This window comes from Streptomyces sp. NPDC047515, assembly GCF_040643055.1.
Lineage (GTDB): Bacteria > Actinomycetota > Actinomycetes > Streptomycetales > Streptomycetaceae > Streptomyces.
Genome location: NZ_JBEYTM010000009.1, coordinates 42,529 through 65,584, shown reverse-complemented (window position 1 = coordinate 65,584; position 23,056 = coordinate 42,529). Strand labels below are relative to the sequence as shown.

Here is a 23,056-nt window from a genome sequence, read left to right as displayed (position 1 = left end):
TCACCGGCCGGGCTCACTTGGTCGTCCACTTCCACATGGCGGGGTGGAAGTTGGCGAGCGAGTCCTGGGCGAAGCCGCCCAGGCCCTTCTTGACCACGGAGACCTGGTAGTCCGGCTCCGGCAGCCAGATGACCGGGAGGTCCTTGGCCAGGGCCGCGCTGTACTTCTGCACCGCCTCGTCGGAGGCGGAGGTGGTGGTCTGGGTGACCAGCTTGTCCACGGCGGAGTTGGAGTAGCTGCCGAAGTTGGAGCCGCCGCCGGTGGCGAAGAGCGAGTCACCGCTCGGGTAGGCCGGGAAGTACCAGCTGCCCGCGGTGCCGAAGAACGACAGCTGCCACTTGCAGCCGGCCTGGTCGGCCTTGCACTGGCCGGCCTGCGAGAGGACCGAGTTGACCGGGGCGGTCTTGATGGTGAAGTCGATGCCGGTCTTGGCGAACGACGACTGCAGGGCGCTCATCATGTTGTCGGTCACGGTCGAACCGGACTGCGAGAGCACCTGCATCCGGAACTTGGTGCCCTTGTCCACGCCGGCGCCGCACTGGTTGCCGCCGGTGCCCGGCGCGGTGCACACCATGGTGCCGTTCTGCTCGGTCCAGCCGTGGTCGGTCAGCAGCTGCTTCGCCTTGGAGGTGGAGAACGGGTACGGGTTGTTCTCCTGCTCCGACGAGACGAAGGACGAGCTCTGGCCCTGCGGGATCGGGCCGTAGGTGGGGACCGCGGTGCCGTTGAAGACGACCTTGGAGAGGGTGGTCTGATCCACCGACATCTGGATCGCCTGGCGGGCGTAGAGCTGCTTGAACACCGCGCCCATGGCCGGGTTGTTGAAGTTGTAGGGCATGTACGTGATGGCCCAGCCGGACCACGGCTTCACCGTGTAGCCCTTGGCGGTGAAGGACGACTCCTGGCTGAGGTTGGTGGCGTTGATGTAGCCGTAGTCGACCGTGCCTGCCCGGAGCGCGTTCTCCTCGGCGTCCGTGGTGGTGAACGGCAGCAGGTTCACGGTCTTGATGTTGGCCTTGCCGACGCCGTCGTACTTGGCGTTGGCCGTCAGCTGGACCTTGCCGGCCGTGGAGAACGACTTGATGGTGTACGGGCCGCTGACCGTCTTCCAGAGCGGGTCGGTGGCGTAACCGGAGATCTTCTTGGCGGCGTCGTTCAGGTACGCCCAGACCTTCTTGGCGTCCGCCGCGGTGCGGTCGAGGTCCGACACGCTGCCCGAGTCGCTGGTCTTGTCCCAGACGTGCTGCGGCATCGGGCGGATCATGCTCAACTCGTTGGCGAGCATCCACTGCTGGTTGTACGCCTGGTCGAAGGTGATGGTGAAGTGCGTGTCGTCGACGACCTTCAGCGAGGTCCAGTTGTCCGGCGCCTTGCCCGGGCTGTAGCTGGCCCAGTCGGCCTTGTTGGCCTTGACCAGGTTGAACCAGAACTCCACGTCGCGGGAGGTGATCTGCTTGCCGTCGCTCCAGTGCCGGTCGCCGAGCGTGATCGTGACGCTCTTGCTGTCCTTGGCGAAGTCTGCGGCGGTGGCGAGCGAGTTGTCCTTGTTCCAGCCGACCTTGCCGGTGGAGCCGTCGTACGCGATCAGCGGCTCCCAGAGGGACTGGGATATGGAGGAGTTGTTGGTGTTCAGGTGCGCGGCGGTACCGACCGGGAGGATCCAGTTCGGCGTGAAGTTGGCCGGCAGCGCGTAGTTGATGGTGTCCGACGAGCCGGAGGCGGACGACGATGAGGTGCCGCCCCCGGAACAACCGGCCAGCAGAGCACCCGCGGTGACAGCGGCGCCCGCGACAAGGGCCCAGCGGCGGCTGTTCGCCGTGTGAGCAAGGAACATGACTCTCCTCAGAGTGAAAGGACCCCGTATGTCCGGGACCGGCACTGCGTTCACGACAGCTAACGCCGGACACGCCGAAGAAACAAACAAGAATTAGTAAAAAGTAAGTTACTGCACCTCTGACAAAAGCCCTCTCGCCTCGATCGCTCCTCTCCATTAGGGGCATTTGGGTGGATTGAATGGGTTTCAGGTAGGGCCTACTTCCTTCGCGAAGCTGTTCCCCCGCGCCGAGCGCGGGCGTATTGTCTTCGCCACACCCACCGTTGCGGAAGTTACTTCGTACATGACTGAAATAAGTGCATGGGACCGCAGGGCCGCAAAAGGCGCTCCAGCTCTCGCCGCGCGGGTCCTGGAACTCGTCGCATCGGGCCAGGCCTCGTCACGCGCCGAACTCGCCGGCCTGCTGGGGGCTGCCGCCTCCACCATCTCTCTCACCGTGGCCCATCTGGTGGAGCGCGGGCTGATCGCCGAGGAGGGCACCCAGTCCTCCACCGGCGGGCGCCCCCGCAAAGTGCTGAGACTGGGAAGCAACGACGAGTTCGCGGTCGCCGCCGACCTCGGCAGTCGGCACGCCCGGATCGGTGTGGTGCTGCCCGGCGGCGGTCTGACCGATGTCTCGACCGTCCCCTTCGTGATCGCCGACGGCCCCGAGGCGGCTCTGCCCCGGCTCGCCGAGACCCTCGAGGCGCTGGCCGAGCAGCGCGGACGTGGTCGGCTGCGCGGGGTCGGGCTCTCGCTGCCCGGGCCGGTGGACATCGCGTCGGGGTCGGTCGTCCTGCCGTCGCGGATGCCGGGCTGGAACCGTTTCCCGGTCACCGCCTGGCTGGAGGAACGCTTCGGCGTCCCGGCCGCCGTGGACAACGACGCCAACTGCATGGCGGTCGGCGAGCACACCGTACGGCCTGCCGAGCACCGGCAGACGATCATGGTGAAGATCGGCTCCGCGATCGGCGCCGGCGTCATCGTCGACGGACGCCTCTACCGGGGCGGCACCGGCGCGGCCGGTGACATCACCCACATCCGGATCGACGCCGGCGCCGACACCCCCTGCTCCTGCGGCAACACCGGCTGCCTGGAAACCGTGGCGTCCGGTGCCGCCCTGGTCCGCATCCTGCGCGAGCGCGGGGCCGACGTCAGCAGCCCCGAGGATGTGGCCCGGCTGGCCATGGACGCCGACCCGGAGGCCACCCGCGCGGTCCGCAGGGCCGGCGACTACCTCGGCCAAGTGCTCGCCGCCAACGTCAACTTCTTCAATCCGGACGCCGTCTACCTCGGCGGCATCCTCTCCACCCTGGAACCGTTCGTCGCCGCCGTGCGCAGCCAGCTCTACGAGAGCTGCCACCCGCTCGTCACCCAACACCTCACCATCGAGCGGGCCGGCCTCGGCGCCGACGCCGGACTGGTCGGCGCCGGGCAGTTCGCCCTGCAGCGCGCCCTGGCCCGCGCCCTGAGCGAGGTCGGCGCCGCCGACCGGTTCAGCACCCCAGCGCCCCGTCACGTCTGACGCCCCACCCCTACGAGGAGCCATGTCGCAATCCCGCACCGCCGCAGCCCGCCCGGTCATAGCCATCGCCGGACTCGGCATCGAGTCGTCCACCTTCTCCCCCGCTCGCACCCAGGCCGCCGCCTTCCACCCCTCGCGCGGCGCCGAAGTGCTGGACCGCTACCCCTTCCTGGCCCCCGGTGAGGAACTGCGCGAGGCGGCCGACTGGCACGGCGCCCTGGTCGGCAAGTCGCTGCCGGGCGGCACCGTCACCGCCGCCGCCTGGGCCGAGCTGACCGACGAGCTGATCGAACGGCTCGCCGCGCTTCCCCGGCCGGACGGCCTCTGGTACGACATCCACGGCGCGATGACCGTGGAGGGCGTCGACGACGCCGAGGCGGTGCTGCTGAAGCGCATCCGCGCCACCGTCGGCCCCGACGTGATCATCTCCACCTCGATGGACCTGCACGGCAACGTCTCCCGCGAACTCGCCCACGGCAGCGACCTGATCACCTGCTACCGGATGGCCCCGCACGAGGATCACATGGAGACCAAGGAGCGGGCCGTCCGCAACCTGGTGGACCTGCTGGTCTCCGGCGCGCCCCGCCCGGTCAAGGCCTGGGTGCCGGTGCCGGTGCTGCTGGCCGGCGAGCAGACCTCCACCCGGATCGAGCCGGCCAGGAGCGTGTACGCGGCCGTGGACGAGGTCGAGGCCACGGACGGCGTGATCGACGCCGCGATATGGGTCGGCTACGCCTGGGCCGACGAACCGCGCAACCGCGCCGTGGTGGTGGTGACCGGCACCGACCGGGCCGCCGTGTCGGCCGGTGCCGAGCGCCTGGCCCAGGGCTTCTGGAAGGCCCGCGACGACTTCGACTTCGTCGCCCCGACCGGCACCTTCGACGGCATCCTGGACGAGGCCCTGGACTCCGGCCAGCGCCCGTACTTCATCAGCGACACCGGGGACAACCCGACCGCCGGCGGCGCCGGTGACGTGACCTGGGGCCTGACCCGGCTGCTGGCCCGCCCGGAGTTCCAGAAGGACGACGGTCCGACCGTCGTCTACGCCTCGGTGCCCGGACCGGCCGCGGTCGAGACCGCCGTCGCCGCGGGGGTCGGCGCCACCGTCACGGTCACCGCCGGCGCCGAGGTGGACGACCGGCACGCGGGCCCGGTCACCCTGACCGGCACGGTGCACGCCATCCGGCACGGCGACCGCGACGCCCGGACCGAGGTCGTGATCCGGGTCGGCAGCGTGTACGCGATCCTCACCGAGCTGCGCAAGCCCTACCACCACGAGCACGACTTCACCGACCTGGACCTCGACCCGCGCGGCGCCGACATCGTGATCGTGAAGATCGGCTACCTGGAGCCCGAACTCTTCGACATGTCGGTCGGGTGGAAGATGGCGCTCACCCCCGGCGGTGTGGACCAGGACCTGGTGCGCCTGGGCCACCACCGCATCCGCCGCCCGATGTTCCCCTTCGACCGCGAGATGGCCGACCCGGATCTGTCGGCCCGCATCATCTCCGCCTCCGACCAGCCGCTGACCGGGAACGACGAGTGACCGCGCGCCCCGCCCTGGAGATTGCCGTCACCTCACCGGCCGGCGCCCGGACCGCCCGGGAGCACGGCGCCGACCGGGTCGAACTCTGCGCCGCCCTGGAGCTGGGCGGCCTGACCCCGTCGGCAGCCCTGGTGGAGGCGGTCGCCGCGGAAGGGCTGCCGGTGCAGGTGCTGGTCAGGTGCCGGCCCGGCGATTTCGTCCATGACGCGGAGGAGATCGAGCTCATGGCCGCCGAGGTGCGGTCCGTCATCGCCTCCGGTGCCTCCGGTGTGGTGATCGGCGCGCTGACCGTCGACGGCGCCCTGGACACCGTGGCGGTCGCCCGGCTCGCCGAAGCGGCCCGCGCCCCGGGCCGCCCGGTGGACATCACCCTGCACCGCGCCATCGACCAGGCCGCCGACCCGGTGGCCACCGCCGCACTGCTGCCTTCACTCGGTCTCACCCGGGTCCTCACCTCGGGCGGCGCTCCCGCCGCGGCCGACGGGCTGGCGGCGATCGCCGCGATGGCCGCCGCCGCACCCGGGGTGCAGGTGATGGCCGGCGGCGGCGTGCGCCCCGCCGACATCCCGGCCCTGACCTCAGTCGGCGTGGCCGCTGTCCACCTCTCCGCCAAGGCGCGGGCGCTGCCCCGGCGCGGCGGCAAGTGGATACCGCTCGGCGCCGGGGGCGCGTCGGCCGAGCAGGACACCCACTTCGTCACCGACCCCGAAGTGGTGGCCGAGGCACGACGGGCGGTGGAGGCGGCGGGCTGACCTCGGGCCGGGGCACGAGCCGGCGGTACGCGACGGACTCGCCCTGCCCCCCCGTCTCGTCTCGGCGGGGCCCCGGCACCCACCATGCCCTCCTGCACCTCTGCCGCGGCGACATCCCGTTCGTCCCGCTGGTCGGGGCCTCCTCGGTCGCGCAGCTGGACGAGAGCCTGGCCGCGGTGGACCTGGAGCTGACCGCGGAGCAGCGGGCGGCGCTGGACGCGGCTCACTGACGGCCACCGACCGGGCTCGCACCATGTACGCCGCCACCATGCCGGAGTACGCCGGTGTGTGCACCGACCCCGTGTGACGTGGGCTTCGGTCTCCTTACGGTGACGACCATGGAGACTCCTCAGAGCCCGGACCACGGGCCAGGCGTGCACGCCGCCCCGCTCACCGTCCCGTCGCCCGCCACCGGCTCCTCGCCGGCACCCGCAGACCGGCCCCTCGCCGGCCGCACCGCCCTGGTGACCGGTGGTGCGAGCGGTATCGGGCGGGCCTGCGCACAGGCCCTGGCCGCCGCGGGCGCCCACGTCCATGTGGTGGACAAGGCCGCCCGCGCCGCCGGGGACCTGGCCGAGGCGCTCGGCGGGACGGCGTGGGTGGTCGATCTGTCGGTGCCCGAGGCGGTGGACACGCTGCCCGCGGACGCGGACATCGTGGTCAACAACGCCGGGCTGCAGCACGTCGCCCCCGTGCATGAATTCCCGCCGGACCGCTTCGCGCTGATCCAGCGCGTCATGGTGGAAGCCCCGTTCCGCATCTTGCGCCGGACCCTGCCGGGCATGTACGAACGCGGCTGGGGGCGCGTGGTCAACATCTCGTCCGTGCACGGACTGCGGGCCAGCCCCTACAAATCGGCCTATGTGACGGCCAAGCATGCACTGGAGGGACTCAGCAAGGTGGTCGCGCTCGAAGCGGCGGAACACGGGGTGACGAGCAACTGCGTGAACCCCGGGTACGTACGCACCCCCCTGGTCGAGAACCAGATCGCGGACCAGGCCCGTACGCACGGCATCTCCGAGGCGGAGGTGGTGGGCCGGATCATGCTGGAGCGCAGCGCGATCAAGCGGCTGATCGAACCCGACGAGGTTGCCGAGGCCGTGCTGTGGCTCTGCGGACCGCGAACCGGGCACATCACCGGCACCTCGCTCTCCATGGACGGCGGCTGGACCGCCAACTGACCTTCCGCCCCCTACGAACGCTGGCCGCCCATGTCTGAACCGTCCGCCTCCGCCGCGCCCCATCTGCGGCGCCTGTTCGATCTGCTGGCCGACGACGCCCCCGCCGAGGCACTGGGCGCCGTCTCCTCGCAGGCGCGGGCTGCCGGCGTGCCCGCGGGCGATCTGGCGGAGGTGGAGCGGGCCACCGCCACCGCCCTGCGGATCAGGGGCGCCCTGCGGCAGCACCGGCGCCGCGAGCTCCAGCTCACCGCGCTCTTCGACACCGCGGGGGATCTCGCCGCCTCCCGCGACCTGGACGAGGTGCTGAAGGCGATCGTCCGCCGGGCCAGGATGCTGCTGGGCACGGACACGGCGTATCTCACGCTCCCCGACGAGGAGGCGGGGGACACTTATATGCGGGTCACCGACGGGTCGGTGTCGGTGCTCTTCCAGCGGCTGCGGCTGGAGCTCGGCCATGGGCTCGGTGGTCTGGTGGCGCAGACAGCGAGCCCGTACGCGACCCATGACTACCGCACCGACGACCGCTTCCACCACACCCGCAACATCAACGCCGGGGTGCTGGACGAAGGGCTCGTCGCCATCCTGGGCGTGCCGCTGCTCCTGGGCTCCAGCCGCGGCGGTACGGGAAAGGTCATCGGCGTCCTCTTCGCGGCCGACCGCGCGCCCCGCGTCTTCAGCCCCGACGAGGTCGCCCTGCTGTGCTCCCTCGCCGCACACGCCGCCATCGCCATCGACACCGCCCGCGCTCTCGCCGACACCCGGTCCGCCCTGGACGAACTGGCCGGGGCGAACGCCGAGCTGGCCGAGGCGAACGCGGCCGTCCGGGCCCACTCGGCGGCCATGCGGCGGGCCGAGGAGTCCCACGACCGGCTGACCGACCTGGTCCTGCGCGGCCGTGACGTCAAGGACGTCGCCGAGGCGGTTGCAGGGCTGCTGGACTCCCCGCTCACCATTCACGACCCGGGCGGCCGGCTCCTGGCGGCGGTCCGGCCCGACGGCGCGGACTTCGCCGCCGACAGCACGGACGCCGGATGGCTGGCCGAGACTGCCGAGGCGTCCCGCACCGGAGCCCGTGCCGTGCACCGCGACGGCCGGTGGATCTGTGCCGTCCTCGCCGGACAGGAACTCCTGGCCGGTCTGGTCCTGCACCGGCGCGAACAGCTCGACGACTCCGACCGGCGGCTGTTCGAACGGGCCTCGGTCGTCACCGGGCTCCTTCTGCTGCTGCGCCGCACGGTCGCCGAGACCGAGAACCGGGTCCGCGGCGAGCTGATCACCGACCTGCTGACCGACCCGGACCGCGACCCGGCCGGACTCGCCGAACGCGGCCGGCGCCTCGGCATCGACCTCGACCGCCCGCACCTGCTGCTGGTGGCCGAGGGCGGAACCCGGGAGCGGCTGGCCCCCGCCGCGATGCGCTATCTGTTCGGCGGGGACATCCATGGGGCGAGCGCCGAACACGCGGGGAACGTGGTGTTGTTGATAGCGAGCGGCGACCCCGCCCCGGCCGCCGGTGACGCGGCGCGCTCGGCCGCCGCCCAGCTCGGGCAGCTGATCCAGGCCCCTGTCACCGTCGCCGCCACCGGACCGGCGCGTGGCGCCCGGGAACTGGCCTCCGCGTACGGGGAGGCCGCCCGCTGTCTGCGCGCCATGCGGGTCCTGGGGCGTACGGGAGAAGGCGCGTGCGTCGACGAACTCGGCTTCCTGGGCGTGGTGCTGGGCAATGGCCAAAACGTCGACGGGTTCGTCGCGGCGACGCTGGGACCCCTGCTGGAGTACGACGCGCAGCGCGGCACGCAGCTCGTGCGGACCCTCGGCGCCTATTTCGGTTCCGGGGGCAGTCTCATCCGCGCCAAGGACGAACTCCACGTACACGTCAACACGGTGGTGCAGCGCCTGGACCGGGTGCAGGTGCTGCTGGGGCGGGACTGGAACGAGCCGGGGCGGGCGCTGGAGATCCAACTCGCCCTGCGTCTGCATCGGTTGGCGGGCGGTCGGGAGCGGTAGCGGCAGCCCGGTGCCCGGTGCGGGTTCCGGTTCCGGCGTGATGTCCTCGACCGCCGACTGGCCGGAACGATGTCCTGCCCCACCGGACGGGCTCGATGCCGCATGGTGGGGCCGGGTCCCGCACGGGTGGGTCCGTGGGGGCTCAGATCCCGGTCGGGGCGGTGACGTCGGACGCGCTCGGGGCCCCGGACAGAGCCGGCAGGCGGCGGGCGATCTCGTCGGCGCCCCTGTCGCCCGTCAGCAGCGTGTAGTGGTTGACGTCCCGTACCGGCACCGGCGTCACCTCCGTTTCGCCGAGACCGGCCGCCGCTAGGCGGGTCTCGTCGTACAGGCCCTGCTCCTCGTCCATCAGTCCCCGCTGCGCCCACAGCAGCGTTGCCGGGGCCGGCAGCCTCCGTACCGCCGTCAGCACCTCCTCGTCGAAGAGGTTGATGCCGTCGGTGCGTACCGCCTCGATCCGGCAGGTCGAGCGCATGGCGGGTTCGTCCCCGGTCAGGTCGCGCTGGATGTACGCGTCCACCTCGGCCGACCAGGCACCCGCGAACGCGGGGTGCGCCTGCCAGAACGAGCGGTAGGCGGCCCGGTCGGGGAAGGTCATCGACAGCCGGTCCATGGCCGGGCCGATCACGGCGGTCATCAGTTCGTCCGGGGAGAGATGGGTGGGGGCGGGGAAGCCGATGCCGCCGTCGACGAGCAGCAGCGGCCCGAACCGTTCCGGATGCCGTACGGCGGCCAGCGCCGCCACGAACGCGCCCATCGAATGGCCCGCCAGCACCACCCGGTCCAGGCCCAGCGCCCCGGCCAGTGCGGCGGCGTCATCGGCGTGCGCGGCGATCCCGTACGGACCCGGCAGGGCCGAACTCCCGGCCCGGCCGCGCAGATCCGGGGCGATCAGGGTGAGGCGGCCCGCCAGCCGCCTCGCCACCGCGGCCCAGGACAGCGCGTTGGCCGTGATGCCGTGCAAAGCGACGACAGTCGGCGCGCCCGGATCACCGGCCGGCCACCGCAGTACCGTCAGCTCGCCCCCGGTCACGGGGACCTGAATCTCTTCGTACGGAATCACGGGCGTCCGTTCTCCTTCCGGGCCTGCTCGGCCGGGAGCGTTTCGGTGGCGGCGGGCCCGCGGCGAACCGCGGCCAGCCGGGACGGCAGCCGGGCCAGGCCGCCGGGTAGCAGATGTACCACGGCCACGAACAGCACACCCAGCAGGAACAGCGGCTGGGAGAGCGGCACCCGTAGCACCGCGGGCAGGTCGGCGACCGCGCCCGACCCGGCCAGATCGCCGAGCCGGTGATCGGCCCAGGTGTAGAGGATGCCGCCGACCATCGGGCCCCAGCGGGTGCCCGATCCGCCCAGCACCACCATCACCAGCAGGGACAGCGTGAAGTCGGAGGTGGTCGTCTGCGGGGTCGAGCCGCCGGTGAGCAGCAGGTGGACGAGGCCGCCGAGTGCGGCCAGCGCACCCGCCAGGACGAAGGCCGTCAGCTTGAAGCCGTACGGCTTCAGCCCCAGCACCTCCACCCGGCGCTCGTTCTCCCTGATCCCCTCCCAGACGCGGCCGGTGGGGGAGCGGACCGCCCAGTGCACGACGGCGAGGGTGAGGACGAGGTAGGCGAGCGCCACCCAGTAGAGGTTCGCGGTGTGTTCGATGCCCACGAGCCCGGACGGCAGCAGATCGGCGGGGGCGGCCCGCCCCTCCTCGCCGCCGGTGAGGCCGCCGGGGTTGCGCGAGACCAGGATCGAGTACGCCTGCGCGAAGGCCAGCGTCACCATGGAGAAGCCGATGCCGGTGACCCGCAGACTCACCGATCCCAGCACCAGTGCGAGCACGATCCCGGAGCAGAGGCCCAGCAGCGCGGAGACGGCGAACGGGAGGCCCGCCTCCAGCAGGAACACATTGGTGGCGTAGCTGCCCGCGGCGAAGTAGAGCGCATGCCCGAAGGAGAGCAGCCCGGTGCGGCCGAGCAGCAGGTCGTATCCGGTCGCCAGCGCACCGAACAGCAGGCAGGTGGCCAGGAGTTGCAGACTTCCCGGGCTGCCGAGCGGGCCGTCCAGGAGGCCCGGCAGCGGAAGTGCGCTGTACGGCGCGACGACGAGGAGCAGCAGCGCGCCGGCGGGCCACCAGCGGCGCAGCAGCCGGGCGGTGTTCCCGGCGGCCGGCACGGCCGTGTGCCGGTCGCCCGTGCGGTCGTCGTGTGTCTCGGTGGCGGTGCTCACGCGAGCCTCCCGGTCAGTCCGCGCGGACGCAGAAGCAGCAGCGTGGCGAGCAGGACGACGACGGCCAGGTCGCCGAGACCCGCTGCGGTGTAGTAGTTGGCGAACTGCTGGACCAGGCCGATGACGACGGACGCCACGGCGGCGCCGGTCACCGAGCCCATGCCTCCGGTGACCACGACCACGAACGCGAAGATCAGCAGCGAGGTGCCCTGACGGGGGTCGACCGAACCGAAGTACAGCCCGCCCAGCGCCCCGCCGAGCGCGGCGGCGCAGCCGCCGATCGCGAAGACGAGTGTGAACGCCCGCCGTACGTCGATGCCGAGGGCGGTGACCATCGCCCGGTCCTCGACCCCGGCCCGTACCACCAGACCGTGCCGGGTGCGGCCGAGGAAGAGCCGCAGTGCCACGAGGACGACGACCGCCGCCGCGACCAGCACCAGCCGGTTGACCGGGACCTGCGCGCCGAGCAGGCCGAAGGTGCCGGACAGCGCCTTCGGCCCGGGGAAGGTCCGGGCGTCCGAGCCCCAGACCCCCGACAGCAGCGCGGGGACGGCGAGCCCCACCCCGACCGTGGCGAGCACCTGCTCGCGCGGCCGGGTGTAGAGCGGGCGGACGACGGCGAGTTCCAGCAGTACGGCGGCGGCGGTGCCCACCGCCGTACCGAACAGGACCGCGAGGACGAAACCCGCTCCGCCCGGTCCGGCGCCCGGCAGATGACCGGACGCCGCCCACCAGGTGCCGTACGCGCCGATGGAGAGCAGCGCGCCGTGCGCGAAGTTGAGCACGTCCATCAGGCCGAAGATCAGCGAGAGTCCCGACGCGATGAGGAAGTAGAGCGCTCCCAGACCGAGCCCGGTCATGGTGAGCAGGACGACGGTGGACATCAGGAATCCGCCTCCACGGTGTGTGCGGTGAGCGAGCCGTGGCCCACACCGAGCAGCCTGCGAGCCGCCTCCGCGTCGCTCAGCAGCTCGGCGGCCGGCCCCTGATGGGCCGTCCGGCCGTCGGCGAGCACCGCACAGTGCTCGGCCAGGCGTCGCACGACGGCCAGGTTCTGCTCCACGAGGAGTACCGGCACCGCCTCGGCGGCCCGCTCCAGCACCTGGGCGACCTCGGTGACCACCTTGGGCGCCAGGCCCTTGGTGGGCTCATCGGCGATGATCAGCCGGTTTCCGTTCAGGAGCGTCCGCCCGATGGCCACCATCTGCTGCTGCCCGCCGGACAGCGTCCCGGCCAACTGCCTCTCCCGGTGCTTCAGTTCGGGGAAGAGTTCATGGACGAGCGGGTAGTCGGGCCCGCCCGCGCCGGGCCGCTCGGCCAGGCGCAGGTTCTCCGCCACGGTCAGCCCGGCGAAGACGCCCCGGTCCTCGGGGGCGTAGCCGATGCCCAGCCGCACCACGGTGTGGGTGGGCATCGACACGGTCTCCTCACCGTCCAGCCGGACGCTGCCGGTGCGCGGGACGAGGCCGAGGACGCCGCGCACGGTCGTCGTCTTCCCGGCGCCGTTGCGGCCGAGGAGCGCGGTCACCCCGTGCCGGGCGACGTCCAGGTCCACGCCGTGCAGGATGTGCCGGCCGCCGATCAGGACCCGCAGGTCCCGTACGGCGAGCAGGGTCCCTGTCGTCACAACCCCTCCCCGAGGTAGGCCTGTTGCACGGTCGGGTCGGCGGTCACGGCGTCGGGGGTGTCCAGCGCCAGCAGCCGTCCGTGGTGCATCACGGCGAGCCGGTCGGCCAGACCCAGCAAAACGTCCATGTGGTGCTCGACCATCAGGACGGTGCGGCCCTCGTCCCGGTGCAGGGTGCGGATGAGCTCGGTCAGCGCGGGGACCTCCTCGGCGCTGACCCCGGCCATCGGCTCGTCCAGCAGCATCAGCCGCGGCTCGCCCACCAGCAGCACCGCCAGCTCCAGCTTCCGCTTCTCGCTGTGCGACAGCTCGGACGCCGGCACCTCGGCCCGGTGGCCGAGGCCGGTGCGCTCCAGTACGCCGGCCACCTCGGCGGTGTACGGGCGGGCGCGCCGCCACAGCCGGTACGAGCCGCCCCCGGCGGCCTGCGCGGCGAGCCTGACGTGGTCGGCCACGGTCATCCCCGGCCAGAGGCTGGACGTCTGGAACGTGCGGCCGATGCCGCGCCTCGCCCGCGCGTGCGAGGGTCGGTCCGTCATGTCCGTGCCGTCCAGCTCGATCGCGCCCGACGTGGCCATGGTCAGCCCGCTGATCAGGTTGAAAAGTGAGGTCTTGCCGGCTCCGTTGGGGCCGATGAAGGCGAGGAACTCGCCCTCGCGGACGCTCAGGGTGACGTCCTCGACGATCGTCGCCCCGCCGACGCCCCAGCCGAGACCGGTCAGCCGGAGCACCGGGGCGGTGGTCCGCGCCCCGGCCGGCTGCTCCGCGGTGGTGTCCGGTGCGGCCATCGGTCAGCCCGCCGAGGGCTTCACGGGCGGCGCCACCTTGTCCATCGGCTCGGTGCCCACCAGCTCCGGCCGGGCACCGGCCCCCTTCCCGCGGAGCTTCGCGACGAACATCGGCTGCACCAGTGCGTGGTCCTCCGCACGGATCTGCTCCTTGCCCTTCACTCCGTCGAAGCTCCAGCCCTCCAGGGCCTTGACCATGGCGGCGGAATCGGTGGCGCCGCCCTCCGCCACGGCGCGCACGACCATCTGTGCCGCGGTGAAGCCGTCGGGGGTGAACAGGTCCGGGGTGCCGCCCGCCTTGGTGACCGAGTCGAGCATGGACTTCTCCACGGCGTTGCCGCCGCCCGCGCCGGGGAAGTAGTGCGCCAGGAACGACACCTTGGAACCGGCGTTCCCGAAGACCGGGTACGAGGCCGTTCCGGCGAGGCCCGTGACGACCTTGCTCGCGCTCAGCACGCCCTGCTGGTCCAGCGCGGTCCACAGCGCCGGCGCGGTGGAGCCGGCCCAGGCGACGAAGACCAGATCGGGCCTGCCCGCCTTGACCTGTCGGGCGAAGGGGGTCAGATCGGTGGCGCTGGGCGGGGCCAGCACGGAGCCCACCTTCGCGCCCTTTGCCCCGAGGACGGCCTGCACGGCGGCGACGTTGGCCTGGCCGAAGGTGGAGTCCTGGGCCAGCACCGTGACCTTCTTGCCCTTGGCCTCGCCGAGCATCGCCCCGGCGGTGAGGATGTCCTGGTAGGACTGCCGGCCCGAGCGGAAGGTGTAGTCGTTGATCCCGGTGACGGCGTCGGTGGCGGCCGGGCCGCTGATGTACAGCACCTTGTTCTGGGCGGCGAGCGGCGCCATCTGGAGGGCCACCCCGGAATCGGTGGTGCCGGCCAGCACCTTGTAGCCCTTGCCGATGAGGTTCTTGGCCGCGGCGACCGCCTTGCCCGGGTCGCCCGCGTCGTCCTGCTCGGTGACCTCGATACGGTGCCCGGCGACCTTGCCCGTGCCCTTCGTCGCATGGTCCAGGCCCGCCATGAACCCGTCGCGGTACTGCTTCCCGTAGTCCGCGAGCAGCCCCGTACGGGAGTAGACCAAGCCCACCTTGACGGTCTGGTCCTTCGCGTCCTTCCCGGACGCGGAATCGGCCTCGCCCGCCTTCCCGGCGGCGGTGCACCCGGCCAGCAGAAGACCGGCCGAGGCCAGTGCGACGGCGACGGAGTGGGATCTGTGACGACGGACGGTGCCTGTGGCTCTGCGACGCATGGTGACCGGCTCCTCGGCGTGTTCATGTGATGTCGCCGAACCGTATGGACACCCTGCCGCCGTCGACATGGTGCAGGGCACCCCACCTGGCGCGGTGCGCATGTGGGGGCCGCACATGGGCCGAAGCCGCGGGCCGCGCCGGGGAACCGGATCGTACGGTTCCTCCGGCGCGGCCCGGTACTCGGTGCGCGCGTCGCGGGTGGCGGCCCGTCAGACCGCGCCGATGGCCTGGACCGTGGCCACGATCATGCCGAGCACGGCGAAAGCGATGCCCACGCTGCCCATCACGATGCCGGCGACCGCCTGGCCGCGTCCGCCGCCCTGGCCCCGGTCGGCCATGCGCTTGGCCGAGATGCCGAGGCACAGCGCGATGATCGGCAGGATGATCGGGATGAGCACGAGGCCGAGGATGCCGAGCACCATCGAGGCCGTCGCCTTGCCGCTGGGCAGCGAGGCACCACCGGGGTAGCCGTAGCCGGTCGGGGGCTGGACGCCGTAACCCGGCCCTCCCGGGGCCTGTGCCCCCGCCGCGACGCCTGCGCCTGACTGGTCAGTCATGTCTTCCTCTCCATCGGTGCTGGTCATGACCATGTTAAGGAGAGGTTTGTGGTGCTCCCGGACAGAACGGTGAGGGATGTGTGATGAACCTGTCAGGGCGCGTAACGCCGGGACGCGTCCCGGGGAGCCGTCACGTCGATCAGCCGGCACACCGTCTCGATGTCTATCTTCACCTGGGCGATCGACGCCCGCCCCGACAGCCAGGTGATCAGCGCGGAGTGCCAGGTGTGTTCGATGACCCGGACCGCGGACAGCTGCTCCGGCGTCGGATGCTCCAGGCCCATCGCGTCCAGGATGATCGCCGTCGTGATCCGCGAGACGGTGTCCACCTCCGGGCTGACGCTGCGGTCCGCGAAGGTCAGCGCCCGTACCATCGCGTCCGCCAGATGCGGTTCGCGCTGCAGCGCGCGGAACGCCCGCATCAGGGTGCCGGCGACCCGCTGCGCCGCGTCGTCCCCGGCCGGGGGGTGTTTGTGCAGCGTCGTGTGCATGTGCTGGAGCTGGTCCTGCATGGTGGCGACCAGCAGATGGATCTTCGACGGGAAGTAGCGGTACAGCGTGCCCAGGGCGACCTCGGCGGCCTCCGCGACCTCGCGCATCTGCACCGCCTCGAACCCGCCCCTGCCGGCGAGCTGGGCGCTGGCGTGCAGGATGCGGCGGCGACGGGCCTCCTGACGTTCCGTCAGCGGCGGCGACGCCGGCCTGGCTTCCGCTGTCATGTGTCCCCATCCATGGCTTCTGTCCGCAACCGGAGGGAGGCGCTCGGTCTCCCGGCGGCGCACAGCATGCCAGGGTGCCGGGCCGTGGCGCGAATCACCCGGTCCGGCCGTTGCGCCGACGCTACCTGCCGGTAGATTCGTAGCTCATTGAACGATCCAGTCTGAAACTTGTTCTAGATTAGCGTGAGCGGTTACGCTCCGGCGAACACGCAGTGAGAAGGGGGCCGAGTGTGACCGCTGAGGCCATAGAGTCGGGCCCCCGCACGGGCAGCGACGTGTCGGGCGGCCCCGGCGACCGCCCGCTGCGCATCGCACTCCTCACCTACAAGGGCAATCCTTTCTGCGGCGGCCAGGGCGTCTATGTGCGCCACCTCGGCCGTGAGCTCGCCCGCCTCGGCCACAGCGTCGAAGTGATCGGCGCCCAGCCCTATCCGGTGCTCGACGAGGGCGTCCCGCTCACCGAACTGCCGAGCCTGGACCTCTACCGCCAGCCCGACCCCTTCCGCACCCCGAAGCGCGGCGAGTACCGGGACTGGATCGACGCCGCCGAGGTCGCCACCATGTGGACCGGCGGCTTCCCGGAGCCGCTCACCTTCAGCCTCCGCGCCCGACGCCATCTCGCCGCCCGGCGCGGCGAGTTCGACGTCATCCACGACAACCAGACCCTCGGCTACGGGCTGTTGACGGACCTCGGCGCCCCGCTCGTCACCACGATCCACCACCCCATCACGGTCGACCGGCAGTTGGACCTGGACGCCGCCGCGACCCGTCGCCGCCGCGCCTCCGTGCGCCGCTGGTACGCCTTCACCCGCATGCAGAAGCGGGTCGCGCGTCGGCTGCCGTCGGTGCTCACCGTCTCCGGCTCCTCCAAGCAGGAGATCGTCGAACACCTCGGGGTGCGCGAGGACCGCGTCCATGTGGTGCACATCGGCGCGGACACCGATCTGTGGTCGCCCGACCCGTCCGTCGCCGAGGTCCCCGGCCGGATCGTCACCACCTCCAGCGCCGACGTCCCGCTGAAGGGCCTCGTCCATCTCGTCGAGGCACTCGCCAAGCTCCGCACCGAGAACCCGCGGGCGCACCTCGTGGTCGTCGGCAAGCGGGCCGAGGACGGGCCGGTGGCGCGGGCCATCGAGCGGCACGGACTCCAGGACGCCGTCGAATTCGTCAAGGGCATCAGCGACGCCGAACTCGTCGACCTGGTGCGCGGTGCCCAGATCGCCTGCGTCCCCTCGCTGTACGAGGGGTTCTCGCTGCCGGCCGCCGAGGCCATGGCCACCGGCACACCACTGGTCGCCACCACCGGCGGCGCGATCCCCGAGGTCGCGGGCCCGGACGGGGAGACCTGCCTGGCCGTCCCGCCCGCCGACGCCGGGGCACTGGCCGACGCACTCGCCCGGCTGCTCGGCGATCCGGAACTGCGCGCCCGGCTCGGCGCCGCGGGCCGCGCCCGGGTGCTCTCCCGGTTCACCTGGAAGCAGGCCGCCATCGGCACCGCCGCCCTGTACCGCGAGGCGATCGCCGCCCGCGCGGGCGGCGCGCACCCCGGCGGCCGACGGTGACCCCGCAGTCCGCCCACGCTGTCCCCGCCCCCTGATCCCCTCGACCGCGAAAGCAGGCATTCGTGCTGACCGTGGACTTCACCCGCTTCCCGCTCGCCGCAGGTGACCGAGTGCTCGACCTGGGCTGCGGCGCCGGACGCCACGCCTTCGAGTGCTACCGGCGCGGCGCCCAGGTCGTGGCCCTCGACCGCAACGGCGAGGAGATCCGCGAGGTCGCGAAGTGGTTCGCCGCGATGAAGGAGGCCGGGGAGGCCCCCGAGGGCGCCACCGCCACCGCGATGGAGGGCGACGCGCTCAACCTGCCGTTCCCCGACGAGTCCTTCGACGTCGTGATCATCTCCGAGGTGATGGAGCACATCCCCGACGACAAGGGCGTGCTCGCCGAGATGGTCCGGGTGCTCAGGCCCGGCGGCCGGATCGCGATCACCGTCCCGCGCTACGGTCCCGAGAAGGTCTGCTGGACGCTCTCCGACGCGTACCACGAGGTCGAGGGCGGCCACATCCGCATCTACAAGGCCGACGAACTGCTCGGCAAGATCCGCGGCGCCGGCCTCAAGCCGTACGGCACCCACCACGCCCATGCCCTGCACGCGCCGTACTGGTGGCTGAAGTGCGCGTTCGGGGTGGACAACGACAAGGCGCTGCCGGTCCGCGCGTACCACAAGCTGCTGGTCTGGGACATCATGAAGAAGCCGGCCGTCACGCGGGTCGCCGAGCAGCTGCTCAACCCCGTCGTGGGCAAGAGCTTCGTGGCGTACGCGACCAAGCCGCACCTGCCCGTGGCCGCCGCCGAGGACCTCACCAAGGCCGAGGCGTGACCACTCCCGAGCAGACAGAACATCTCGTACTGCCCGGAGTCCTCACCGCCGAGCAGGCCGCCGAGACCGTCGCCGCCCTCCTCGCCGCGCAGTGCGAGAACGGTGCGCTGCCCTGGTTCCGCGGCCACCACCTCGACCCGTGGGACCACACCGAGGCCGCCATGGCCCTCGACGCGGCGGGCGAGCACGCCGCCGCGGAACGCGCGTACGACTGGCTGGCCCGGCACCAGAACGAGGACGGCTCCTGGTACGCCGCGTACCACGACGGCGACCCGGAACGGCCGACCGACCGGGGCCTGGAGACCAATTTCTGCGCGTACGTGGCCGTCGGCGTCTGGCACCACTACCTCGCCACCGGCGACGACGCGTTCGTCGACCGGATGTGGCCGACCGTCTACGCCGCCGTCGAGTTCGTGCTGCGGCTCCAGCGGCCCGGCGGCCAGATCGGCTGGAAGCGCGAAGCCGACGGAACCCCCGTCGACGACGCGCTGCTGACCGGCTGTTCCTCCATCCACCAGGCGCTGCGCTGCGCACTCGCCATCGCCGAACGGCGCGAGGAGCCGCAGCCGGACTGGGAGTTGGCGACCGGTGCGCTGGCCCACGCGATTTGCCGCCATCCGGAACGCTTCCTGGACAAGAGCCACTACTCGATGGACTGGTACTACCCGGTCCTCGGCGGCGCGCTCTTCGGAACGGCCGCCAAGGAGCGGATCGAGGACGGCTGGGACCGTTTCGTGGTGCCCGGCCTCGGGGTGCGCTGTGTGCTGCCCAACCCGTGGGTGACCGGCGGCGAGAGCTGTGAACTCGCCCTGGCGCTCTGGGTGATGGGCGAGTCCGACCGGGCGCTGGAGATCCTCCAGTCCATCCAGCACCTGCGCGCCGACGGGGGCATGTACTGGACGGGGTACGTCTTCGAGGGCAACCGGGCCTTCTGGCCGGAGGAGCTCACCACCTGGACCGCCGGTTCGCTGCTGCTCGCGGTGGCCGCGCTCGGCGGCGACGAGGCGACCACGGCGGTCTTCGGCGGCGAACGGCTGCCGCGCGGGCTGGAACCGGACTGCTGCGGATAGCACCGGCCGACCAGGGGTATTCGTCCGGATCGGACCGGATCGGCGAGCGGGCCCGGTGCCGGGGCACGCGGGACCGGGGTGATCCGGACGGGCGGCTTCAGTGCCGGATGCGGCCGGCCACCGCGTGCCCCGAACCCGGACGGCGGCCTCGGGTGGCACACCGCCCGCTGCCACGCGAGCCTTACGGAGAGTGGCGATGCCCGTCACTCACCGTAGAGGTCGCCGTGAGGTGTCCGGTCAGGGAGGCCCGCTGTGCGCAGTTCCGCCGTGAACGGTTCCGTACCGCTTCGCCGTCTGCTCGTCCCGCTCCTGCTGTCCTGCGTCGTGCTGGTGGGCGCCACCGCGTGCGGCGGCGGTGACAAGAACGGCGCGAGCCGTTCCGCGTCCCCGAGCGATACCGCGTCCCCGAGCGCCACACCGTCGGCGCAGGCGCAGAAACTGGCCAAGACGCGATTCGTCGCCAACGCGGGGCTCGCGGCCGGGGCGACGTACCAGTGGATCGTGAAGCCGTACCGTGCGGGCACGTTCAAGAAGGGCGCCGACGGGCGGACGTTCGCCCTGGTCAAGGCCGGGCTCGCGGGTGGCTTCGCGTACAACCGGCTGAAGGCGGCCACGGTCAACGCCAAGGGCGATCCCTTGCTGTCGAAGGCGCTCGCGCCGCTGACGGCGGGCATCGAATCGCTCAAGGGGCTCGGCACCAAACTGCGCAGGGGCGAGGCGGGCGCGGGCGACATCGGCGCCTTCGAGAGCGTGATCAGCAACGTCAAGGAAGCGGGCAGGAGCGCGGGCGCCGACGTGAAGGACAAGGTGCCCACCACGTCGCAACTCGGCGGATAATCGATGGGGCCCCGGCTCTTGATCGAACCAAGGGCTGTCCCGTAATCCCTGGTGGATCAGCGTGCGGCGTCAGATGCGGTGCATCGCAAGGCGGAGAGACGCCCGAATACTGGATGTATTCGGGCGTTCCGACAACGCGGCGAGGTGCCGTAGCTGTCGTCGCACGCCCGCCAGGGATTACGGGGCAGCCCTTAGGGTGCGTGTCATGAGCGCACTCCCGCACGACCTCTACTGTGACGAAATCATCGGCCGCACCGACGCGTTGAGGGCCGCGATCAGCGGCGCCGACCTCGGTGCGACCGTATTGACCTGCCCCGACTGGACCTTGCGCGACCTCGCCGTCCATGTCGGTGGCGCCCACCGCTGGGTGAGCGAGATCGTACGCACCCGGGCCACCGAAGCGGTCCCGCTCGAACGGGGACCGGAGTTCGGGCCCGAGGGCGACGACCCCGCCGTGCTCGACGCCTGGCTGGCGGACGGGGCGGCGGAGCTTGTCGAGCTACTGCGCGCGGCCGGCCCGGACGTGCAGGCGTGGTCCTGGGGCTGGGAGTGCAGCACGGGCTTCTGGGCGCGTCGCATGGCGCACGAGACGATCGTCCACCAGGCCGACGCCGCGCTCACCGCGGGGACCGGCTACGAGGTGGCACCCGAGCTGGCGGCCGACACGATCGAGGAATGGCTGGAGATCATCGCCTTCGTGCGGGCCGCTGGCCACGAGAAGGCGGCCAAGCTCGCCGGCGCCAGGGGCTCGATCCATCTGCATGCCACGGATGTGCCCGGTGCCGAGTGGCTGATCGAGCTCGGCGAGGACGGCTTCACCTGGCGGCGGGCCCACGAGAAGGCGACCGTGGCGCTGCGGGGCCCGCTCACCGACGTCATGCTGGTCTTCAACCGGCGCCTGTCGGCGGACAGCGACCGGGTCGAGGTGCTGGGGGACGCGAAACTGCTGGACTTCTGGCTGGAGCACTCCGCATTCGGCTGAGCCGCCGCAGGCCGTCGTGGAGCACTGTGCCCCCGTCCGCCGCGCGGGCGGGGCGGTGCTGAGCCAAGCTGGAAACGACAGCCCGTGTATCCGGCGGCCCCCGTGGAGGTGCCGATGGAGCCCGTCCGCGCCCTGAAACGGATCGCCTTCCTGCTGGAACGCGGCAGGGCCGACACCTACCGCGTACAGGCGTTCCGTACGGCTGCCGACGCGGTGGCATCGATGACGGACGGCGAGATCGGGCGGCGGCTCACGGAGGGCTCGCTGGAGTCGGTCGAGGGCATCGGGCCGAGGACCGCAGAGGTGATCAGGGAGGCGGCGGCCGGGGAAGTGCCCGGCTACCTGGAACGGCTGGAGAAGGAGGCCGCCGCCGTCCCGCTCACCGAGGGCGGCTTGAGCCTCCTCGCTCTCCTGCGGGGCGACTGCCATCTGCACTCCGACTGGTCGGACGGCGGCAGCCCGATCGAGGAGATGGGCCGCACGGCGGCGGAGCTGGGCCACGAGTGGGCGGTCCTCACCGACCACTCGCCCCGGCTGACCGTGGCGAACGGGCTCTCCCCGGAGCGGCTGCTCCGGCAGCTGGAGGTGATCGCCGGGCTCAACGAGCGGTGGGCACCGTTCCGGCTGCTCACCGGCATCGAGTGCGACATCCTCCCCGACGGCTCCCTCGACCAGGAGGACGAGCTGCTGGCGCGACTGGACGTCGTCGTGGTCTCCGTGCACTCCGCACTGCGGATGGACGCGGCACCGATGACCAGGCGTCTGCTCGCGGCCGTCCGCCATCCGCGGGCGAACGTCCTCGGGCACTGCACCGGCCGGCTGATCACCGGCCGGGGGCGGCCGGAGTCGCGGTTCGACGCGGTCGAGGTCTTCGCCGCGTGCGCGGAGTCGGGCACGGCGGTGGAGATCAACAGCCGGCCCGAACGGCTCGATCCGCCCCGCCGGCTGCTGCGCCGAGCCGTCGCCGCGGGCACCCTGTTCGCCATCGACACCGACGCACACGCGCCCGGTCAGCTGGACTGGCAGATCCACGGCTGCGCCCGCGCCGAGGAGTGCCGTGTCCCGGCGGAGCGCGTCATCTCCACCTGGCCGGCCGACAAACTGCTGGCCTGGTCGCGCGCGGGCACGACCCCGGAGCGGGTCCGCTCCGGAGCGGACGGGACGCATCGGCGCGGCCCCGGGACAGGAACGGTGAACCCATGACGGCCACAACCGTGCGCGGCATCGACCACATCGGGGTCACGGTCCCCGATCTGGAGACCGCGACCCTCTTCCTCACCAGGGCGTTCGGCGCCGAGGTGCTCTACGACACCCTGCGCCGCCGGGACGAGCCGCTCGGCGGTCCGGACGTCGAGCGGCGGCTCGGCGTCCCGGCGGGCACCCAGCAGCTGGCGATCCGGATGCTGGCTCTCCCCGGCGACGGTCCGGCCATCGAGCTCTTCGAGTTCCAGGGCCCCCGCCGGGAACCCCCGGTGCTGCCCTGCGACTTCGGCTGGCAGCATGTGGCGCTCTACGCCGACGACCTGGACGCGGCCGTGAGCCACTGTGTGGCCGCGGGCGCCTCACTGCTCGCCGAGGCGCAGCCGCTGCCGGGCCCCGAGGCGGGGGAGCGCAACCGCTTCGCGTATCTGCGCACTCCCTGGGGCAGCACTCTGGAACTCCTCACGTATCCCGACCCTCAGCCCTGGGAACGCACCGCATCGCGTCGGCGCGTGCGCCCCGCCCCGGTCAGCACCGGGACCTGGCCGACGGACCCGGCGCGACCGGGGCCCGGGGCCCTTCATGCGGATCGGATCGGATGAG

The 23,056-nt window shown here is 72.0% G+C and carries 21 protein-coding genes and 1 pseudogene; 13 read left to right on the top strand and 9 right to left on the bottom strand.

What is annotated here, in order from left to right; translation table 11 throughout:
• Positions 1–13: 13 nt before the first annotated feature.
• Positions 14–1,834 carry a peptide ABC transporter substrate-binding protein gene (locus ABZ826_RS10220; RefSeq protein ID WP_361445131.1) on the bottom strand — a complete coding sequence of 607 codons (1,821 nt, stop codon included), beginning with the start codon at positions 1,832–1,834 and terminating at the stop codon, positions 14–16.
• A 283-nt stretch (positions 1,835–2,117) separates the two neighbouring features.
• On the opposite strand from ABZ826_RS10220, the gene ABZ826_RS10215 reads away from it, so the two are divergent.
• The 6 genes and pseudogenes from ABZ826_RS10215 to ABZ826_RS10190 all read left to right on the top strand — a co-directional run bounded on the left by ABZ826_RS10215 (position 2,118) and on the right by ABZ826_RS10190 (position 8,824).
• Positions 2,118–3,338: an ROK family protein gene (locus ABZ826_RS10215; protein ID WP_361445128.1), complete on the top strand. Its 1,221-nt coding sequence runs from the start codon at positions 2,118–2,120 to the stop codon at positions 3,336–3,338.
• A 22-nt stretch (positions 3,339–3,360) separates the two neighbouring features.
• Positions 3,361–4,884, top strand: a complete 1,524-nt coding sequence (locus tag ABZ826_RS10210) for a M81 family metallopeptidase (RefSeq protein ID WP_361445125.1) — start codon at positions 3,361–3,363, stop codon at positions 4,882–4,884.
• The gene (locus ABZ826_RS10205) at positions 4,881–5,636 is read left to right on the top strand and encodes a copper homeostasis protein CutC (protein WP_361445122.1); all 756 of its coding nucleotides are present in this window, start codon (positions 4,881–4,883) and stop codon (positions 5,634–5,636) included. The genes ABZ826_RS10210 and ABZ826_RS10205 overlap by 4 nt, the downstream gene beginning before the upstream one ends.
• A gap of 107 nt (positions 5,637–5,743) precedes the next feature.
• Positions 5,744–5,866: pseudogene (locus tag ABZ826_RS10200) on the top strand (aldo/keto reductase); the annotation flags it as partial.
• A 108-nt stretch (positions 5,867–5,974) separates the two neighbouring features.
• Positions 5,975–6,817, top strand: a complete 843-nt coding sequence (locus tag ABZ826_RS10195; protein ID WP_361445119.1) for a 3-hydroxybutyrate dehydrogenase — start codon at positions 5,975–5,977, stop codon at positions 6,815–6,817.
• A gap of 30 nt (positions 6,818–6,847) precedes the next feature.
• Complete coding sequence (locus ABZ826_RS10190) at positions 6,848–8,824, top strand: GAF domain-containing protein (protein ID WP_361445116.1); 1,977 nt, start codon at positions 6,848–6,850, stop codon at positions 8,822–8,824.
• A 142-nt stretch (positions 8,825–8,966) separates the two neighbouring features.
• Here the strand turns inward: ABZ826_RS10190 and ABZ826_RS10185 are convergent, their stop codons facing one another.
• From ABZ826_RS10185 to ABZ826_RS10150, 8 genes are all read right to left on the bottom strand, one after another.
• Positions 8,967–9,887: an alpha/beta hydrolase gene (locus tag ABZ826_RS10185; RefSeq protein WP_361445113.1), complete on the bottom strand. Its 921-nt coding sequence runs from the start codon at positions 9,885–9,887 to the stop codon at positions 8,967–8,969.
• Positions 9,884–11,041 carry a branched-chain amino acid ABC transporter permease gene (locus ABZ826_RS10180; RefSeq protein WP_361445110.1) on the bottom strand — a complete coding sequence of 386 codons (1,158 nt, stop codon included), beginning with the start codon at positions 11,039–11,041 and terminating at the stop codon, positions 9,884–9,886. The genes ABZ826_RS10185 and ABZ826_RS10180 overlap by 4 nt, the downstream gene beginning before the upstream one ends.
• The gene (locus ABZ826_RS10175) at positions 11,038–11,925 is read right to left on the bottom strand and encodes a branched-chain amino acid ABC transporter permease (protein WP_361445107.1); all 888 of its coding nucleotides are present in this window, start codon (positions 11,923–11,925) and stop codon (positions 11,038–11,040) included. The genes ABZ826_RS10180 and ABZ826_RS10175 overlap by 4 nt, the downstream gene beginning before the upstream one ends.
• On the bottom strand, positions 11,925–12,668 hold the full coding sequence (locus tag ABZ826_RS10170; protein WP_361445104.1) for an ABC transporter ATP-binding protein: 744 nt from the start codon (positions 12,666–12,668) through the stop codon (positions 11,925–11,927). Before ABZ826_RS10170 ends, ABZ826_RS10175 begins: the two co-directional genes overlap by 1 nt.
• Positions 12,665–13,456 (bottom strand): ABC transporter ATP-binding protein, encoded by a 792-nt coding sequence (locus ABZ826_RS10165; RefSeq protein ID WP_361445101.1) that lies wholly within the window; start codon positions 13,454–13,456, stop codon positions 12,665–12,667. Before ABZ826_RS10165 ends, ABZ826_RS10170 begins: the two co-directional genes overlap by 4 nt.
• Before the next feature lie 3 nt (positions 13,457–13,459).
• On the bottom strand, positions 13,460–14,707 hold the full coding sequence (locus ABZ826_RS10160; RefSeq protein WP_361445098.1) for a substrate-binding domain-containing protein: 1,248 nt from the start codon (positions 14,705–14,707) through the stop codon (positions 13,460–13,462).
• Between the two features lie 210 nt (positions 14,708–14,917).
• Positions 14,918–15,265, bottom strand: coding sequence for a DUF4190 domain-containing protein (locus tag ABZ826_RS10155; RefSeq protein WP_361445095.1), 348 nt, complete (start codon positions 15,263–15,265; stop codon positions 14,918–14,920).
• 92 nt (positions 15,266–15,357) lie between these two features.
• Positions 15,358–15,984 (bottom strand): TetR family transcriptional regulator, encoded by a 627-nt coding sequence (locus ABZ826_RS10150; protein WP_361445092.1) that lies wholly within the window; start codon positions 15,982–15,984, stop codon positions 15,358–15,360.
• Between the two features lie 230 nt (positions 15,985–16,214).
• Between ABZ826_RS10150 and ABZ826_RS10145 the strand changes: the two genes are divergently transcribed.
• The 7 genes from ABZ826_RS10145 (at position 16,215) to ABZ826_RS10115 (ending at position 23,055) form a co-directional block, all read left to right on the top strand.
• On the top strand, positions 16,215–17,546 hold the full coding sequence (locus ABZ826_RS10145) for a glycosyltransferase family 4 protein (RefSeq protein ID WP_361445089.1): 1,332 nt from the start codon (positions 16,215–16,217) through the stop codon (positions 17,544–17,546).
• A gap of 62 nt (positions 17,547–17,608) precedes the next feature.
• Positions 17,609–18,364: a class I SAM-dependent methyltransferase gene (locus ABZ826_RS10140; protein ID WP_361445086.1), complete on the top strand. Its 756-nt coding sequence runs from the start codon at positions 17,609–17,611 to the stop codon at positions 18,362–18,364.
• Positions 18,361–19,434, top strand: a complete 1,074-nt coding sequence (locus ABZ826_RS10135) for a prenyltransferase (protein ID WP_361445083.1) — start codon at positions 18,361–18,363, stop codon at positions 19,432–19,434. Before ABZ826_RS10140 ends, ABZ826_RS10135 begins: the two co-directional genes overlap by 4 nt.
• A 267-nt stretch (positions 19,435–19,701) precedes the next feature.
• Entirely contained in the window at positions 19,702–20,271 is a 570-nt protein-coding gene (locus ABZ826_RS10130; RefSeq protein ID WP_361445490.1) for a hypothetical protein, read from the top strand.
• A gap of 205 nt (positions 20,272–20,476) precedes the next feature.
• Entirely contained in the window at positions 20,477–21,253 is a 777-nt protein-coding gene (locus ABZ826_RS10125; protein ID WP_361445080.1) for a maleylpyruvate isomerase family mycothiol-dependent enzyme, read from the top strand.
• 114 nt (positions 21,254–21,367) lie between these two features.
• Positions 21,368–22,456 (top strand): PHP domain-containing protein, encoded by a 1,089-nt coding sequence (locus ABZ826_RS10120; protein ID WP_361445077.1) that lies wholly within the window; start codon positions 21,368–21,370, stop codon positions 22,454–22,456.
• Positions 22,453–23,055 carry a VOC family protein gene (locus tag ABZ826_RS10115; protein ID WP_361445074.1) on the top strand — a complete coding sequence of 201 codons (603 nt, stop codon included), beginning with the start codon at positions 22,453–22,455 and terminating at the stop codon, positions 23,053–23,055. Before ABZ826_RS10120 ends, ABZ826_RS10115 begins: the two co-directional genes overlap by 4 nt.
• Position 23,056: the final 1 nt, after the last annotated feature.